Genomic DNA, 16,109 nt, shown 5'->3' on the forward strand with positions numbered 1-16,109 from the left:
ACCTTTCCACGCACCCGAAGGCGCAGTACTCACTGTCGTGACAACCGGACGTCTAGCCAGCCAGCATCCACTAATGAGCCTCACCCAACATCAAGGCCGGGTTGAGTTCTGGCCACTGCCCAAGACATTCGCTCGGGTACAGCAGCTAGGTGCTCCTTAGAAAGGAGGTGATCCAGCCGCACCTTCCGGTACGGCTACCTTGTTACGACTTCGTCCCAATCGCCAGTCCCACCTTCGACCGCTCCCCCCATTGCTGGTTGGGCCACGGGCTTCGGGTGTTACCGACTTTCGTGACGTGACGGGCGGTGTGTACAAGGCCCGGGAACGTATTCACCGCAGCGTTGCTGATCTGCGATTACTAGCGACTCCGACTTCACGGGGTCGAGTTGCAGACCCCGATCCGAACTGAGACCGGCTTTATGGGATTCGCTCCACCTCACGGCTTAGCAGCCCTTTGTACCGGCCATTGTAGCATGTGTGAAGCCCTGGACATAAGGGGCATGATGACTTGACGTCATCCCCACCTTCCTCCGAGTTGACCCCGGCAGTCTCCCATGAGTCCCCACCATTACGTGCTGGCAACATGGAACGAGGGTTGCGCTCGTTGCGGGACTTAACCCAACATCTCACGACACGAGCTGACGACAGCCATGCACCACCTGTGAACCAGCCACAAGGGAGCCCTCATCTCTGAGGATTTCTAGTCCATGTCAAGCCCAGGTAAGGTTCTTCGCGTTGCATCGAATTAATCCACATGCTCCGCCGCTTGTGCGGGCCCCCGTCAATTCCTTTGAGTTTTAGCCTTGCGGCCGTACTCCCCAGGCGGGGTGCTTAATGCGTTAGCTGCGGCACGGAGGACGTGGAAGTCCCCCACACCTAGCACCCACCGTTTACGGCGTGGACTACCAGGGTATCTAATCCTGTTCGCTCCCCACGCTTTCGCTCCTCAGCGTCAGTATCGGCCCAGAGACCCGCCTTCGCCACCGGTGTTCCTCCTGATATCTGCGCATTTCACCGCTACACCAGGAATTCCAGTCTCCCCTGCCGAACTCAAGTCTGCCCGTATCGACCGCAGGCTCGGGGTTAAGCCCCAAGTTTTCACGGCCGACGCGACAAACCGCCTACGAGCTCTTTACGCCCAATAATTCCGGACAACGCTCGCACCCTACGTATTACCGCGGCTGCTGGCACGTAGTTAGCCGGTGCTTCTTCTGCAGGTACCGTCACTTGCGCTTCGTCCCTGCTGAAAGAGGTTTACAACCCGAAGGCCGTCATCCCTCACGCGGCGTCGCTGCATCAGGCTTTCGCCCATTGTGCAATATTCCCCACTGCTGCCTCCCGTAGGAGTCTGGGCCGTGTCTCAGTCCCAGTGTGGCCGGTCACCCTCTCAGGCCGGCTACCCGTCGTCGCCTTGGTAGGCCATTACCCCACCAACAAGCTGATAGGCCGCGGGTCCATCCCATACCGCCGGAACTTTCCACCACTGATCATGCGATCTGTGGTCGTATCCGGTATTAGACCTCGTTTCCAAGGCTTATCCCAGAGTACAGGGCAGGTTACCCACGTGTTACTCACCCGTTCGCCGCTCGTGTACCCCGAAGGGCCTTACCGCTCGACTTGCATGTGTTAAGCACGCCGCCAGCGTTCGTCCTGAGCCAGGATCAAACTCTCCAATAAGGATTGTGTTTGATCGCTCCAGACGGAATATGTCTGGCATCAATCTGTTCTACTCAAAGGAACTACCTCGACGAGGAGGTAATTCATATATTACTGGCTGTGTTATCGGCACGCTGTTGAGTTCTCAAAGAACACGCGCTCACCGCAGCTCATCTCCGAGGAGAGTCACTTCCGGGGCTGTGTCAGGCTTAGAAGTCTTTCGCCGCGCTCCGTTCCGGTGTTTCCCGGCCCGTTCCGCGCTGGCAGAGAGAAATTTACACGGCGGCCCACCAACATCCAAATCGGGGGTCCACCACCACATCGCCGCAGCTCAGAGCCCACGCAGACGGCCTAAACCCGGCAAGATCGACGCACACTGTGACCGGGGCCACGTCGACAAACTTGTATCTGGCCCTAGCGAGGTGCGCTCGGCAGGTGCACGGTCACCGACAACCCTCCCGTCGGCACGGCCACTGCCTGCACAAACCCGCCGTGGGCGGCCACGGCGGCACGCACGATCGAGAGCCCCAGACCGGTTCCCGTCTGGCTCGTGCGGTCCTTGACCCCGCGCCGGAAGGGCTCGAACAGCTCCTCGACGCGGTTCGGTGGGATGAGCTGGCCCGACGACGACACCCGCAGCACGGACCACTGCGGGCCCGTCTCGACGGTGGTCTCTATCCAGCCGTCGACGTGGTTGTGCCGGACGGCGTTCTCCAGCAGGTTGCCCGCGATGCGCTCCAGGAGTGCCGGGTCACCGACGGCGAGTGCCGGCGCGCACCGGAACACGGTGCGCAGTTGCCGTGCGTCGGCCTCCGCGCGCACGGCCCTCCACGCGGATTCGACGACCGCCGCCAGGTCGACGGGTTCACGGACCGCGAGCCCGATGCCGTCCGTGCGCGCGAGCAACAGCAACGCCGACACCAACTGTTCGGCCCGCTCCCCTGCTGCCCGGACAACGCCGGCCATGCGCCGCAGCTCTTCAACGTCGGCGTCCGGATCGGACAGAGTCACGTCCAGCTCCGTGCGCACCACCGAGAGAGGGGTGCGCAGCTCATGCGATGCGTTCGCCACGAACCGGCGTTGCGAGTCGAAGGCCGCCTCGAGCCGGTCGAGCATCGCGTCGAAGGTGTCCGCGAGCTCGGCGACCTCGTCCCGCGGTCCCTCCAGTCGCAACCGCGAGCCCAGCGACTCCGCGGACAGCCGTTGGGCCGCGCCGGTGACGTCGTGCAGCGGCTTGAGCACGCGCCCGGTGAACGTCCACGCCAGCACGGCCGCGGCGACGACCATGCACGCGAACGCGACCAACCCCGCCCGCAGCAGGTCCTGCCGAGCCGCGGCTGTCAACGCGTCGGTCAACACCGTCACGTCCACGTTGACGCCGTCAACATTGACTTGGCTGCCCGCGGGGAACGACGGCGACGAGTCGAAGACGCGGCCGACCAGCACCCAGCCGAGCGCGAGCAGCACAGCACCCACCACCGCGACCAGCGCGGTGGTGAGGAGCGTGATCCGGAGCCTCAGCCCCGGCCCGCGCCTGCGCACGTGTCAGACCTCTGCAGACCCGATCGAAGCACTCGGCACCCGGTAGCCGGAGCCGACGACGGTGTCGATGATGCCCGGCTCGCCGAGCTTCTTGCGCAACGTCATCACGGTGACGCGCACGGTCGTGGTGAACGGGTCGGCGTTCTCGTCCCACACCCGTTCGAGCAGTTCCTCGCTGCTGACCACGGACCCCTTGGCCGCGAGCAGCACCTCGAGCACCCCGAACTCCTTGCGGGTCAGCTCGATGGGCGTGCCGCCGCGCGACACGGTCCGCCGCGCCGGGTCCAGCTCGACGTCCTGGGCGGAGAGCACCGGTGGCGTCGCCGGCGTCGCACGCCGCGCCAACGCGCGCACGCGTGCGACGAGCTCGGGGAACGCGAACGGCTTCGCGAGGTAGTCGTCGGCGCCCAGTGACAGCCCGGACACGCGGTCTTCGATCGACCCGCTGGCCGTCAGCATCATGACCCTGGTGAGCGCACCGGAGCTGAGGATCTCCTTGCACAGCTCGTCGCCGGACATGCCGGGCAGGTCGCGGTCGAGCACGACCACGTCGTACCTGGTGACCGTCGACTTCTCGTGCCCGGTCTCGCCGTCGTAGGCGACGTCCACGGCCATGCCTTCGCGCCTGAGGCCGCGGGCGATCGCGTCGGCCAGCGGCACCTCGTCCTCGACTACCAATATCCGCACGCCACAAAGGTTCCACACGCACCTGAGAAGGCGCTTAACGGCACCTTCACAAGCCCTGTCGGATCTGCTCGTCCGTGCGCACGGCCGCGGCCTTGAGGAAACGCAGCACCGCGGCGAGCTCGGTCTCGTCGAACGAGCCGAGGTCGGCGGCGTGGCGTTCGTTCAGCGCGTCGTACATCCCGCCGACCCGGCGCACCGCGTCCTCGTCCGGTTCGATGACCACCTTGCGCCGGTCGTGCGGGTCCGGCACGCGGCGCACATAGCCGGCGCGGACCAGGCGTTCGATCATCCTGGACGCGGACCCGCTGGTCAGGTTGACCCGCTTCGCCAGCTCGCCCGGACTGGCCGGACCGTCGTTGGCCAGCACGAACAGCGCCTGGAGGTCCGTCCAGTTCATGCCGAGGCGCTCGGCGAGCATCCCGTTGAACTGGATGACCGGGATCTGCCACCGGGCCATGGCGCGCAGGACCTCGTCGAGCAGCTGCGTCATGGCCGGAGCATACGATTGCGCAGAAAAAGCTGCATCACGCAGCTACTGCGTTATACAGTCACTGCGTGATGCAACAAACCTGGTACGACCACCCCGTCTGGATCGTCACCGAACCCGAGCTGGCGAAGGCCGTCCTGACCGACAGCCGCTTCGCCAAGGACACCGCGCTCGCGCCGCAGCACTGGGACGCCGCGACCGCGGGCCTGGAACCCACCGCCGCGGAGCAGCTGGCGATCACCACTCTCGACGGTGAGCCCCACTCACGACTGCGAAAGGCTTTCGCACCGCTGTTCACCGGGGCGAAGCTCCGGGCCTTCTACCCCGATATGCGATATATCGCGGAACGGCTGCTCGGCGAGCTTCCGAACGAGGTCGACCTCGTCGAGGACTTCACGCCGCGCTACCCGCTGGCGGTCCTGTGCGAGCTGCTCGGCATCACGGCCCAGCACGTCGAGACGGCGATGGCGTCCTGCCGGCTGATGCTCGTCGACTACCCGGCGAACGTGCCCACGGCCATGGCCGGATTCGCCCGGCTGTCCGCCGAGGCGACCGCCGAGCTGCGGATGCCGGACGGCACCACCGAGCACGACCTGCACTACCAGATCTTCACGATCCTGTTCGCCGGCCAGATCACCACCGATCTCGCGGCGAGCTCCCTCGTCGCCCGCCTGCTCACCACCGACGAGCCGCCCGACGTGCTGGTGCGGGAGTCGCTGCGGGCCCATCCCCCGGCGCCGTACACGTTGTGGCGCTTCACCACGTGCGAGGTCGACCTCGACGGGGCCCGGCTGCCGCAGGGCGCGCCGGTCCTCGTCGACCTCACCCGCGTGCCCGACCTGGTGTTCGGGCACGGGCCGCACTACTGCATCGGCGCACAGCTGGCCCAGCTCGAGCTCCGCGCCCTCGCGGAGACGTTCCGGACCAGCTACCCGAACGCCCGGCTGACGGCACCGCTGACCCGTACCGAACCCGACGGGATCATGGGCAGCCGGCTGCACGCGTTGCCGGTCAAGCTCGCTTAGGCCGGTCCACCACGACCGTCGTGGCCGTCTGCAGCGCCCGCAGCTCCAGCAACGCCGGGTGCTCCTCGGCCAGCCGGGCCGCGTTCAGCAACGACCGCAACGCCGCCGTCTCCCCGCGCGCCCGCTCCAGCGCCGCTCGTCCCTCCGAGGCCGCCACCAGCTCGGCCAACGCCGCGCGCCGCAGCTCACCGGGCATGACGACGTCACGCACCGCCACCTCGGCCACGGACACACCCAGCTCCTCGGCACGGGCCGCCACACCGGCCGTCACCTCGGCCGCGATGGCCTCGCGCTCGGCATCGATGGCCGAGTGTGCGCGCGTGAGCACCGCACCGCGCAGTGCGAGCTGCACGGCCGTGTAGAGCTCCCCTTCCGGAGACGCGGACTCGACCACGAACTTCGTCGGCGAGGACACTGCCCACCGCACCACGACCGTCACCCGGACCAGCACGCCGTCGGAGGTCGGCACGTCCTGCGCGGCCGGGGTCAGCGTGCGCGGACGGATGTCGACGCGGTGCAGCACCGCACGCATCGGCAGCCGGTGCCGTCCCGGCCCGACCTCACCCACGAGCACGCCACGATCGAACCGGACGCCCCGCTCCCACGGGTACAACGTGTGCTTCATCGTCTCCACCTCCGTCCAGGCAGACCACGACCCCGGCCGGCGGGGCGACGAGCGGGAGTCCTCAAGGGACTCGCAGAGCTCGTCGCCCCCGTGTGCGACCGGGGTCGTGGCTTTCAGGGATCGAACCTGATGCTTCTAAGGCACCCAACACCCGCCTCGATCGCGGAACCCGACGAGGGAGACCTGCCGGGCCGCAAAAAAGCGGGCGTGCGGTGGAGGTTAGACCAACTACTTGTCCGCGGGCGCGTCCATTTCCACCGGGAGGCACTCCAGGCGGGCGGCCCACTCGGTGACCCGGCGCGCCACGTCCTGCGCGGTGATGCCGCACAACGCCAGCACCTCGCCACGCGAACCGTGGTCGTGGAACTGCTGCGGCAGCGCGATGTCCCGCAACGGCACCTCGACGTCGGCGTCACGCAACGCCGCCGCGAGAGAGGAGCCGAAGCCCCCGTGCCGGCCACCGTCCTCAACGGTCACCACGAGCTTGTGCGACGCCGCCATCTCCACGAGGTCCGCCGACATCGGGTAGATCCACCGCGGGTCGACGACCGTCACGCCGATGCCCTGGTCTTCCAGCCGTTGCGCGGCCTCAAGTCCGAGCTCGCCCAACGCGCCGATGGTCACCAACAGCACGTCGTTGCCCGACCGCCGAAGAACGTCCACGGAACCCACGCGCTCCACGGCGGGCAGGTCCGGACCCACGGACGCCTTCGGGTAGCGGATCACCGTCGGCGCGTCCGAGATCTCCACGGCCTCGCGCAGCTCCTCGACCAGCGAGCCGGCGTCCCGCGGCGCCGCGACGTGCACGCCGGGGATGACACCGAGGATCGACATGTCCCACATGCCGTGGTGCGACGCGCCGTCCGGGCCGGTGACGCCCGCGCGGTCGAGCACGATCGTGACGCCCTGCCGGTGCAGCGCGACGTCCATCAGCAGCTGGTCGAACGCCCGGTTGAGGAACGTGGCGTAGATCGCGACGACCGGGTGCAGGCCGCCGATCGCGAGACCGGCCGCGGAGGTCAGCGCGTGCTGCTCGGCGATGCCGACGTCGAAGAAGCGCTCGGGGAACGCCTTGGCGAACGGGTCGAGGCCGGTGGGTCCCTGCATCGCCGCGGTGATCGCCACCACGTCGGAACGCTCACGGCCGACGTCGACCAGCGCGTCGGAGAACACGTGCGTCCAGGTGCGGCTGGCCGGCTTCACGTCCTCGCCGGTGATCGGGTCGATGACGCCGGTGGCGTGCATCTGGTCGGCCTGGTGGTTCTCGGCCGGCGCGAACCCCATGCCCTTGCGGGTGACCGCGTGCACGATCACCGGGCCGCCGAACGACTTCGCGCGCTGCAGCGCGGACTCCAGCGTCGCCTGGTCGTGGCCGTCGACCGGGCCGATGTACTTGAGGCCGAGGTCCTCGAACATCGCCTGCGGCGCCAGCGCGTCCTTGATGCCGCGCTTGGCGGCGTGCAGGGCGGCGTACAGCGGCTTGCCGAAGATCGGCGTCTGCTGCAGCGCGCTCTTGCCCTTCTCCAGCACGCGTTCGTAGCCGGGACGCAGTCGCAGCGTCGACAGGTGGTCGGCGAGACCGCCGATCGTCGGCGAGTACGAGCGGCCGTTGTCGTTGACCACGATCACGACCGGACGCGTCCGGTCCGCCGCGATGTTGTTCAACGCCTCCCAGCACATGCCGCCGGTCAGCGCGCCGTCGCCGACGACCGCGACCACGTGGCCGGGCTCGCCGTTGATCTGCTTCGCCTTGGCCAGACCGTCGGCGTAGGACAGCGCCGTGGAGGCGTGCGAGCTTTCCTGGACGTCGTGCTCGGACTCCGACCGCGACGGGTAGCCCGACAGGCCGCCCTTCTGGCGGAGCTGGTCGAAACCGTCCCGGCGACCGGTGACGATCTTGTGCACGTAGGACTGGTGCCCGGTGTCGAACACGATCGGGTCCTGCGGCGAGTCGAACACGCGGTGCAGTGCCACGGTCAGCTCGACGACGCCCAGGTTCGGGCCGAGGTGCCCGCCGGTCTTGGAGACCTTGTCGACCAGAAAACGCCGGATCTCGGCGCAGAGCTGCTTCAGCTCCGCCTCGTTCATCCGTTTCAGATCAGCCGGTCCGTGCACGGACTCCAGCAGGGTCACCACGCCCACCTCACTCCTCAAGACTTCAGGCCAGTCTACGGAGACGCGACTGAGACGCAGTCTCAGCTCGTCTCAGGTACGAGCAGGGCGATGCACTCCACGTGCTGCGTCATGGGGAAGGCGTCGAACGCCCTCAGGTCCTCCAGCCGGTACCCCTGAGCAGTGAATTCAGCCAGGTCACGGGCCAGCGCGGCGGGGTCGCAGGCGACGTAGACGACCCGCTGCGGACGGCGTCGTGCGACTTCAGCCACAACGATCTTCCCGGCGCCCTTGCGAGGGGGGTCCAGGACCACGACGTGAGGGTCCTCCACGGGCAGACGGCGCGTCACGGCGCGTTCCACCTTGTCCGCGACCCATTCGACCTGGGACATGCGGCGGAGGTTGCGCCGGCCGTCCTCCACAGCACCGGGGAAAGATTCCACGACCAGCACGGATCCGCTTTCGCCGACCTGCCGTCCCAGCACGGACGCGAAGAGCCCCGCGCCGCCGTAGAGGTCCCACGCGCGTTGGCCCGGTCCGGCCGCCGCCCACTCCCTCACGACGGTCGCGAACGTGTCCGCGGCGGCCGGGTGGACCTGCCAGAAGCCGTCAGCGGAAATTCGCCACTTTCGTTGGGCGGCGGTCTCGACGGCCGTACCGGTTCCGGCGCGTCGCACGGTGTGTCGGCCGCGCACCTCACCCACATGACGGTTGCCGTCACCGTCCTGGACGACGGTCAGCTCCTGTGCACGCCACTGTCGGTCGGCGACCGCCTCGACCATGCCGGGCCGACTGATCACACAGTGGTCGACCGGGATCACATCGTGGGAACGGGTGCCGCGGAAACCGGGTCGTCCGTCGCGGTCGACGGCCATCCGGATCCGGGTGCGCCACTCCAGCGGGCCACCGGGCAGCGCCTCGACCGTGACGTTGCGGTCGATCTTGGCGAGGCGGCTGAGCTGTTCGGTGACGACCTGGGCCTTGAGCTCGCGTTGCGCGTCCCACGACACGTGCTGGAAGTCGCAGCCACCGCACCTGCCGGGGCCGGCGAACGGGCACGGCGCCTCGACGCGGTCCTTCGACGCCTCCAGGACCTCGACGGCGTCCGCACGGCAGAACGAACCGCCGTTGTCCTCGTACACCGAGGCGATGACGCGTTCCCCCGGCAGTGCGTGCCGTACGAACAGAACACGTCCCTCATGGCGTGCGACGAAATGCCCGCCGTGTGCGACCGGCCCCACCTCTACTTCGAAACTCTGTCCAGTCCAGTCTGCTTTGGCCACGTTCACCGGTCGTCCAGTCCCCTTCGGACAGCTCCCGGCGCGATCACGTCCTTGTCGCGGACCTTCGACGCCGAGGTGAGCTGCCACGGCACGCTCGTCACCATCACGCCCGGCTGGAACAGGAGCCTGCCCTTGAGCCGCAGCGCGCTCTGATTGTGCAGCAACTGCTCCCACCAGTGCCCGACGACGTACTCGGGGATGAACACCGTCACGACGTCGCGCGGGTTGTCCGTCCTGACCCGCTTCACGTAGTCGAGGACGGGCTTGGTGATCTCGCGGTAGGGCGACTCGATCACCTTGAGCGGGACCTTGAAGTTCTCCCGCTCCCAGTCGGCGACGAGCTTGCGGGTGTCGCCGTCGTCGACGTTGACCGTGACGGCCTCCAGCACGTCCGGTCGCGTGGCCTTGGCGTAGGACAGCGCGCGCAGCGTCGGCATGTGCAGTTTGGACACCAGCACCATCGCGTGGTTGCGGGCCGGCAGGGTGCGCACGCGTTCCTGCTGGCGCAGCTCCTCGGCAACGGTGTCGTAGTGCTTGCGGATCGCCGTCATCAACGCGTAGATGGCGGCCATCGCGGCGATGGCGATCCACGCGCCCTTCGTGAACTTCGTGATCAGCACGATGATCAGCACGGTCGCGGTGAGCGCGAGGCCGAACGTGTTGATCGCCTGCGAGCGGCGCATCCGGTTGCGCACCTGGACGTCGGTCTCGGTCTTGAGCAGCCGCTGCCAGTGCTTGATCATGCCGAGCTGGCTGAGCGTGAACGACACGAACACACCCACGATGTAGAGCTGGATCAGCCGGGTGACCTCGGCGTCGAACGCGATCACCAGCACGACCGCGAACCCGGCCAGGAAGAGGATGCCGTTGGAGAACGCGAGCCGGTCGCCGCGGGTGTGCAGCTGGCGGGGCAGGTAGCGGTCCTGGGCGAGGATCGAGCCGAGCACCGGGAAGCCGTTGAACGCGGTGTTCGCGGCCAGCACGAGGATCAGCGCGGTGACGCCGGCGATGAAGTAGAAGCCCGCCGGGAAGCTGTCGAACACGGCGTGCGCGATCTGCGCCACCATCGTCTTCTGCTCGTAGCCGTCCGGCGCGTTGGTGATCTGGTGCTCGGGGGACTCGGCCATCCGCACGTCGGTCAGCTGGGCGAGCACGATCAGGCCCATCAGCATGACCACCGAGATGCCGCCCATCAGCAGCAACGTGGTCGCGGCGTTGCGGGACTTCGGCTTGCGGAACGCCGGGACGCCGTTGCTGATCGCCTCGACACCGGTCAAAGCGGCGCAACCGGACGAAAAGGCCCGCAGCACCAGGAACACGAACGCGAGCCCCATCAGGTGGTCGGACTCGGCGTGGATCTCCAGGCCGGAGCTCTCCGCGCGCATGTCCTCGCCCATCACGAGGCCGCGGAACAGGCCGTAGCCGATCAGGCCGAAGATGCCGACCATGAAGGCGTAGACCGGGACGGCGAACGCGCTGCCGGACTCGCGGATGCCGCGCAGGTTCACGGCCGTGAGGAGCACGATCGCGGCGACCGCGAACTCCGCCTTGTGCGTCGCGACGAACGGGATCGCCGAGCCGATGTTCGCCATGGCCGCCGAGATCGACACCGCGACCGTGAGGATGTAGTCCACGAGCAGGGCGCTCGCCACGGTGAGCCCCGCCCTGCGCCCCAGGTTGACCGTCGCGACCTCGTAGTCACCGCCGCCGGACGGGTAGGCGTGCACGTTCTGCCGGTAGCTGGCGACCACGGTCAGCATCACCACCACGACCGCCACACCCACCCACGGTGCCATCGCGTAGGCGCTCAGGCCCGCGACCGACAGCATCAGGAAGATCTCCTCCGGCGCGTAGGCGACCGACGACATGGCGTCGGAGGCGAACACGGGGAGGGCGATGCGTTTGGGCAGCAGCGTGTGAGCGAGACGATCACTGCGGAACGGCCTGCCGACGAGGAGGCGCTTGGCAGCGGTGGCGAGCTTGGACACGGCCAGAGCGTAAGGGGTCCGCTCACCGGGACGGGCTAATGCTCGGTAGGTTCTGCGCAGAGTTCGCCTGAGGAGGCATTCCGTGCACGTGGTGATCATGGGTTGTGGGCGGGTGGGGGCGTCCCTGGCCAAGGCACTGGAACGGCTGGACCACCAGGTCGCCGTGATCGACAAGGACGCGCAGTCGTTCCGCAGGCTGGGCGGTGACTTCCACGGCCAGCAGGTCGTCGGGAACGGGTTCGACCGCAACGTGCTGATCGAGGCGGGCGTCGAGCGCGCCGGCGCGTTCGCGGCGGTCTCCAGCGGCGACAACTCGAACATCATCTCGGCGCGGGTGGCGCGGGAGACGTTCGGGGTCGAGCACGTCGTCGCGCGCATCTACGACCACAAGCGGGCCGCGGTGTACGAGCGGCTGGGCATCCCGACGGTGGCAACGGTGCCGTGGTCGACCGACCGGTTCCTGCGGATGTTGCTGCCGGAAGGCGCGGCGACGGCCTGGCGCGACCCGTCCGGCACGGTGGCGGTGCTGCCGCTGGAGGTCGCCGAGTCCTGGGTCGGCAAGCCGGTGTTCGAGCTGGAGGGCGCGATCGGGGCGCGGGTGGCGTTCCTGATGCGGTTCGGCACGGGGGTGCTGCCCGACAAGAAGACGACGGTGCAGGCCGACGACATCATCTACGTGGCGGCGCTGTCCGGCACGGTCACCGACGTCGCGGCGGCGGCGATGCAGGCACCGGAGGAGAGCTGATGCGGATCGCGATCGCGGGCGCGGGTGCGGTGGGGCGGTCCATCGCGCAGGAGCTCGTCCAGGACGGGCACCAGGTCATGCTGATCGAGCGGGACCGGGCGCACTTCGACCCGAACTCGGTCGAGCAGGCCGAGTGGGTGCAGGCCGACGCGTGTGAGCTGTCGTCGCTCGAGGACGCCGGCATGCAGCTGTGCGACGTGGTGATCGCCGCGACCGGTGACGACAAGGTCAACCTGGTGGTGTCGCTGCTGGCGAAGACCGAGTTCGCGGTGCGGCGCGTGGTGGCGCGGGTGAACGACCCGACGAACGAGTGGCTCTTCACCGAGTCGTGGGGCGTGGACGTCGCGGTGTCGACGCCGCGGTTGCTCGCCGCGATGGTCGAGGAGTCGGTGACGATCGGCGACGTGGTGCGGCTGATGACGTTGCGGCAGGGGCAGGCGAACCTCGTCGAGATCACGCTCGACGAGTCGACGCCGTTCGCCGGGCGCGCGGTGTCGGAGCTGACGCTGCCGCGTGACGCGGCGCTCGTGACGATCCTGCGGGGTGGCCGGGTGATCGTGCCGCAGCCGGACGACACGCTCGAAGGTGGCGACGAGCTGCTGTTCGTGACGACGGCGGCGGTGGAGCAGGAGATCAAGACCGCGCTCGGCTACTGATATATCGGATACGGGATATCGGCGGGCGAGCTGGGGAGCTGGCGAGCTGCCCGTCGATATATCAGCTACTGATGTACTGGACATCGGACATCAGGGCGCGTTCCAGTACTGGTTGCCGCCGCCGTGGCAGTCCCAGAGCTGCACCGAGGCGCCGTTCCACCAGTTCGCGCCCGCGATCTCGACGCACCGGTTGCCGTGCTGCCAGGTCCGCAGCCGGCCGACCTCCTCCGGCCGCGACGCCGGGCGGTAGAAGATCTGGTGGGCGGGACTGTTCGGCTGGCAGTCGTACATCTGCAGGTGCGCGCCGTTGTCGAGGTTGCCCCACGCGGCGGTGAGGCATCTGCCGCCGTCGTGGTTGCGCAGTCTGCCCAGGTCCCAGTACCAGCGCTGGGTCGGGGCGTTCTGGCAGTCGACCATGATGACGCCGGCGCCGTTCTGGCCCGTGGCCGCGGTCATGCACCGGCCGTTGTAGCGCGACGTGATCGGGAAGGTGGCCTGGGCCGCACCCGCCGACGCGGTCGTGGTCGCGAGGACCCCGCCCGCCACGAGCGACAGGGAGGCCAGCGCCACCGCGCCACGCCTGGTCATTCCGAGCTTCAGTGGTGTCATGCCGTCCCGACGCTCACCGCACGACGCCTGATACACCGTTTCGCGAAATTAGCCCACGGCGCGCCGGACGATCGTTCGGGCATGTTCGACTTGCGGGTATCTGCGCACCGGAAACGAGCACTTACCTTCTGTGAGCGATCAGTTGCCCCTGGTCGGGCGCGAGGGTGAACTGCGGGCGGCGTTGCGGGCGCTGGCCGGGGACGGTGCCGTGCTGCTCTCGGGATCTTCCGGCGTGGGCGGGACACGGCTGGCGGCGGAGGTTCTCGCTGCCGCGCCCCATCGCGTCGTGCGCTGCTATGCCACGGTCGCCACCTTGCAGATCCCGCTCGGGGCGTTCGCCACCCAGGTGCCCACCGACCTGCCCACCGGTCCGCCGGGGCCCGGCACGCTGCCCGCCGCCTCGGTCCGGGCCGCCGCGGAACACCTCGCGCGCGGCGGGCGCAGCGTGTTGTCGGTCGATGACGCCCACCTGCTCGATGACACGTCGTTGTCGGTGTTGCGGCACGTTGTGCGCCACAAGCTGACGCGCGTCATCTGCACGGCACGGCTGGGCTGGGGCCTGGAGGGCGTGCCGGCCGTCCAGGTCGACGCGCTCGACCGGGAGCGGGCGGACGCGTTGCTGGAGACGGCGCTGGGCGGTCCGGCCGACGCCTCGACGCGGCACCTGGTGTGGGCGAACAGCCAGGGGAACCCGCTGTATCTCAGGGAGCTCGTGGCGCAGGGGCGGCACACGGGCGCGCTCACCGAACGCGAGGGCGGCTGGAGCTGGAGCGGGCCGCTGGAGCTGTCCGGGCGGCTCGCCGAGATCGTCGACCTCGCCCTCGGCCGGCTCACCGATCCACAACGGCGGTCGCTGGAGCTGCTGGCGTACGGCGAACCGCTCGAACGGGAGCTGATGCCGCCACCGCGGGACCTCGTGGACATGGGGTTGGTGCGGGTCGGAGATGACGGGCGTGCGCGCGTTGCCCATCCGCTGTACAGCGCGCGGCTGAGAGCGACGTGTCCGACCTTGCGCGCGAGGGCGCACCGCAGGGCGTTGGCGGATCGTCTCGAAGCCGGTGGCACGGCCAAGCCCGGTGACGCGGTGCGCATCGCGACCTGGCGTCTCGACAGCGGCACGGCGGAGTCGCCGAACGTGCTCGCGCGGGCCGCCGAACAGGCGCTCGCCGCCCAGGACTGGGAGCTGGCGGAACGACTTTCGCGCGCCGCCGTGGCCCGTGGTGCGACCGGGCGCGTGGGGCTCGTGCTCGGTCTTGTGCTGATGTACCGACGTCAGTGCGCACAAGCCGAGGAAGTGCTCGCGGAGACTATGGCTGCGGGCGGCGACTTGATGTCGTTGGTCCAGGTTGCCTGTACGCGCGCGTTCAACCTGTTCTTCGGTCTTGGCGACGAGAACGCCGCTGTCGGCGTCATAGACGAGGTCACCGCGACGGAGCTGCCGCCGGAACTGGAGCACGCGGTCCTGTTCATCGCCATGACGTTCGCGCTGGAGGCAGCTCCGGTGCGGGTCGCGAGGCTCGGCGGTGAGCTGCTGGTCGCCGAAGGCGGGTGGGCGGCGACGGCGGGACGGCAGGTGCTCGCGTTCGCCGACCGGTTCAGCGGCCTCCACGGCGAGGCGATCGCGCGGGTCGAGGCCGACCACGAGGCGGTCCTCGCGGCCGCCGGCCGGTTCCCGTCGCTGGTGAACGCCGCGAACGGGGTGCGCAACGAGAGCACCCTGCGCTCCGGAGACCTGTCGTCGGCCGAGGAACGGGCCGCGCGGCAGCTGGCCGAGGTGGTCGAGGAGGACCGGTGGCCGGTCACCCAGGTGCCGCCACGGGTGCTGTTGAGCCAGAGCGCGCGCATGCGGGGGCGAGCGGCGGCGGCTGTGCGGATCACCGCCGAGGGCATTCCCGACTCGGACGTCCAGCCGATGATGTGGGACGTCCTGCTGCTGGCCGAGTTCGCCGCGGGTGCCGCGTTGCTCGGGCAAGCCGATCGTGCCGAACGGGCGATCGTGCGCGCTGAGGCCGGATTGCGGCCCGCGTGGCGCATCGCGCAGTTGGCCGTGGGTGGTGCACGGTCGTGGGTGCTCGCGGGCGCGGGACGGGTCAACGAGGCGATGCAGGCTGCACTCGACAACGCCGCCGCCGCACGCACTCATGGCGCGCACTCCGAGGAGATCGTGTCGCTGCATGACGCCGCACGGTTCGGTGCCGACACATCGCCTCGTTTGCTGGAGCTCGCGAAGTCACGCAACGACCCGCTCACGACCGCGTACGCCTCCCACGCGCAGGCGCGCGCGTTGCGTGACCCGGCGGGGCTGGAGGAGGTGACGACGGCGTTCTTGGCCTGCGGTGCCACGTTGTTCGCGGCCGAGGCACTCGCGGAGGCCAGCAGGCTGTCCCGCCTGCACGACCGGCCCCGGGACGCGGACCGGTTGGAACGCCAGGCGTCCGCGCTCGCCGAGTCGTTCGACGGGGCGACCACGCCGGGTCTGGTGGTGACGAGCACGCTGGTCGCGTTGACGCCACGTCAGCTGGAAATCGCGCGGCTGGCCGTGGCGGGGCTGACGAACGTGGAGATCGCCGAACGCCTGGCCATCGCCAAACGCACGGTCGACAACCACCTGCACACGACGTACGCGGCGGTGGGCGTGACGGGACGGGGTGGGCTACGCGCGCTCTTCGGCCAAGGCTGAGTCGCACACGTTCA

At 68.7% G+C, this 16,109-nt stretch carries 12 protein-coding genes and 1 rRNA gene; 4 read left to right on the top strand and 9 right to left on the bottom strand.

Translation table 11 applies throughout. The features are described 5' to 3' along the window. Positions 1-160 precede the first annotated feature (160 nt). From BBK82_RS01270 to BBK82_RS01285, 4 genes are all read right to left on the bottom strand, one after another. Positions 161-1,677 (bottom strand): 16S ribosomal RNA (locus tag BBK82_RS01270). A gap of 393 nt (positions 1,678-2,070) precedes the next feature. Then, a complete protein-coding gene (locus BBK82_RS01275) occupies positions 2,071-3,198 on the bottom strand; it encodes a sensor histidine kinase (RefSeq protein WP_065913329.1) in 1,128 nt (375 codons plus the stop codon). A gap of 3 nt (positions 3,199-3,201) precedes the next feature. Beyond that, complete coding sequence (locus BBK82_RS01280; RefSeq protein ID WP_065913330.1) at positions 3,202-3,885, bottom strand: response regulator transcription factor; 684 nt, start codon at positions 3,883-3,885, stop codon at positions 3,202-3,204. 46 nt (positions 3,886-3,931) lie between these two features. Next, positions 3,932-4,375 (bottom strand): MarR family winged helix-turn-helix transcriptional regulator, encoded by a 444-nt coding sequence (locus BBK82_RS01285; protein WP_065913331.1) that lies wholly within the window; start codon positions 4,373-4,375, stop codon positions 3,932-3,934. Between the two features lie 65 nt (positions 4,376-4,440). Between BBK82_RS01285 and BBK82_RS01290 the strand changes: the two genes are divergently transcribed. Beyond that, entirely contained in the window at positions 4,441-5,397 is a 957-nt protein-coding gene (locus tag BBK82_RS01290; protein ID WP_154696982.1) for a cytochrome P450, read from the top strand. On the opposite strand, the gene BBK82_RS01295 is transcribed toward BBK82_RS01290, so the two are convergent. The 4 genes from BBK82_RS01295 to BBK82_RS01310 all read right to left on the bottom strand — a co-directional run bounded on the left by BBK82_RS01295 (position 5,384) and on the right by BBK82_RS01310 (position 11,405). Continuing rightward, positions 5,384-6,022, bottom strand: coding sequence for an SPFH domain-containing protein (locus BBK82_RS01295; RefSeq protein WP_065920739.1), 639 nt, complete (start codon positions 6,020-6,022; stop codon positions 5,384-5,386). The genes BBK82_RS01290 and BBK82_RS01295 overlap by 14 nt on opposite strands. Positions 6,023-6,250: 228 nt before the next feature. Next, entirely contained in the window at positions 6,251-8,155 is a 1,905-nt protein-coding gene (gene dxs / locus BBK82_RS01300) for a 1-deoxy-D-xylulose-5-phosphate synthase (RefSeq protein WP_065920740.1), read from the bottom strand. A gap of 62 nt (positions 8,156-8,217) precedes the next feature. Then, positions 8,218-9,417 (bottom strand): class I SAM-dependent RNA methyltransferase, encoded by a 1,200-nt coding sequence (locus BBK82_RS01305; RefSeq protein WP_154696983.1) that lies wholly within the window; start codon positions 9,415-9,417, stop codon positions 8,218-8,220. Between the two features lie 2 nt (positions 9,418-9,419). Then, a complete protein-coding gene (locus BBK82_RS01310) occupies positions 9,420-11,405 on the bottom strand; it encodes an APC family permease (protein WP_065913334.1) in 1,986 nt (661 codons plus the stop codon). 82 nt (positions 11,406-11,487) lie between these two features. Here BBK82_RS01310 and BBK82_RS01315 point away from each other — a divergent pair, with 82 nt between their 5' ends. Continuing rightward, positions 11,488-12,150, top strand: coding sequence for a potassium channel family protein (locus tag BBK82_RS01315; RefSeq protein WP_065913335.1), 663 nt, complete (start codon positions 11,488-11,490; stop codon positions 12,148-12,150). After that, positions 12,150-12,806 (top strand): potassium channel family protein, encoded by a 657-nt coding sequence (locus tag BBK82_RS01320; protein WP_065913336.1) that lies wholly within the window; start codon positions 12,150-12,152, stop codon positions 12,804-12,806. Before BBK82_RS01315 ends, BBK82_RS01320 begins: the two co-directional genes overlap by 1 nt. Positions 12,807-12,896: 90 nt before the next feature. On the opposite strand, the gene BBK82_RS01325 is transcribed toward BBK82_RS01320, so the two are convergent. Continuing rightward, entirely contained in the window at positions 12,897-13,415 is a 519-nt protein-coding gene (locus BBK82_RS01325; RefSeq protein WP_083267723.1) for an RICIN domain-containing protein, read from the bottom strand. Positions 13,416-13,545: 130 nt separating this feature from the next. On the opposite strand from BBK82_RS01325, the gene BBK82_RS01330 reads away from it, so the two are divergent. Next, positions 13,546-16,095, top strand: coding sequence for a helix-turn-helix transcriptional regulator (locus BBK82_RS01330; protein ID WP_065913338.1), 2,550 nt, complete (start codon positions 13,546-13,548; stop codon positions 16,093-16,095). Positions 16,096-16,109: the final 14 nt, after the last annotated feature.

The sequence above is a fragment of the Lentzea guizhouensis genome, from assembly GCF_001701025.1.
GTDB classification, from domain to species: Bacteria; Actinomycetota; Actinomycetes; order Mycobacteriales; family Pseudonocardiaceae; genus Lentzea; species Lentzea guizhouensis.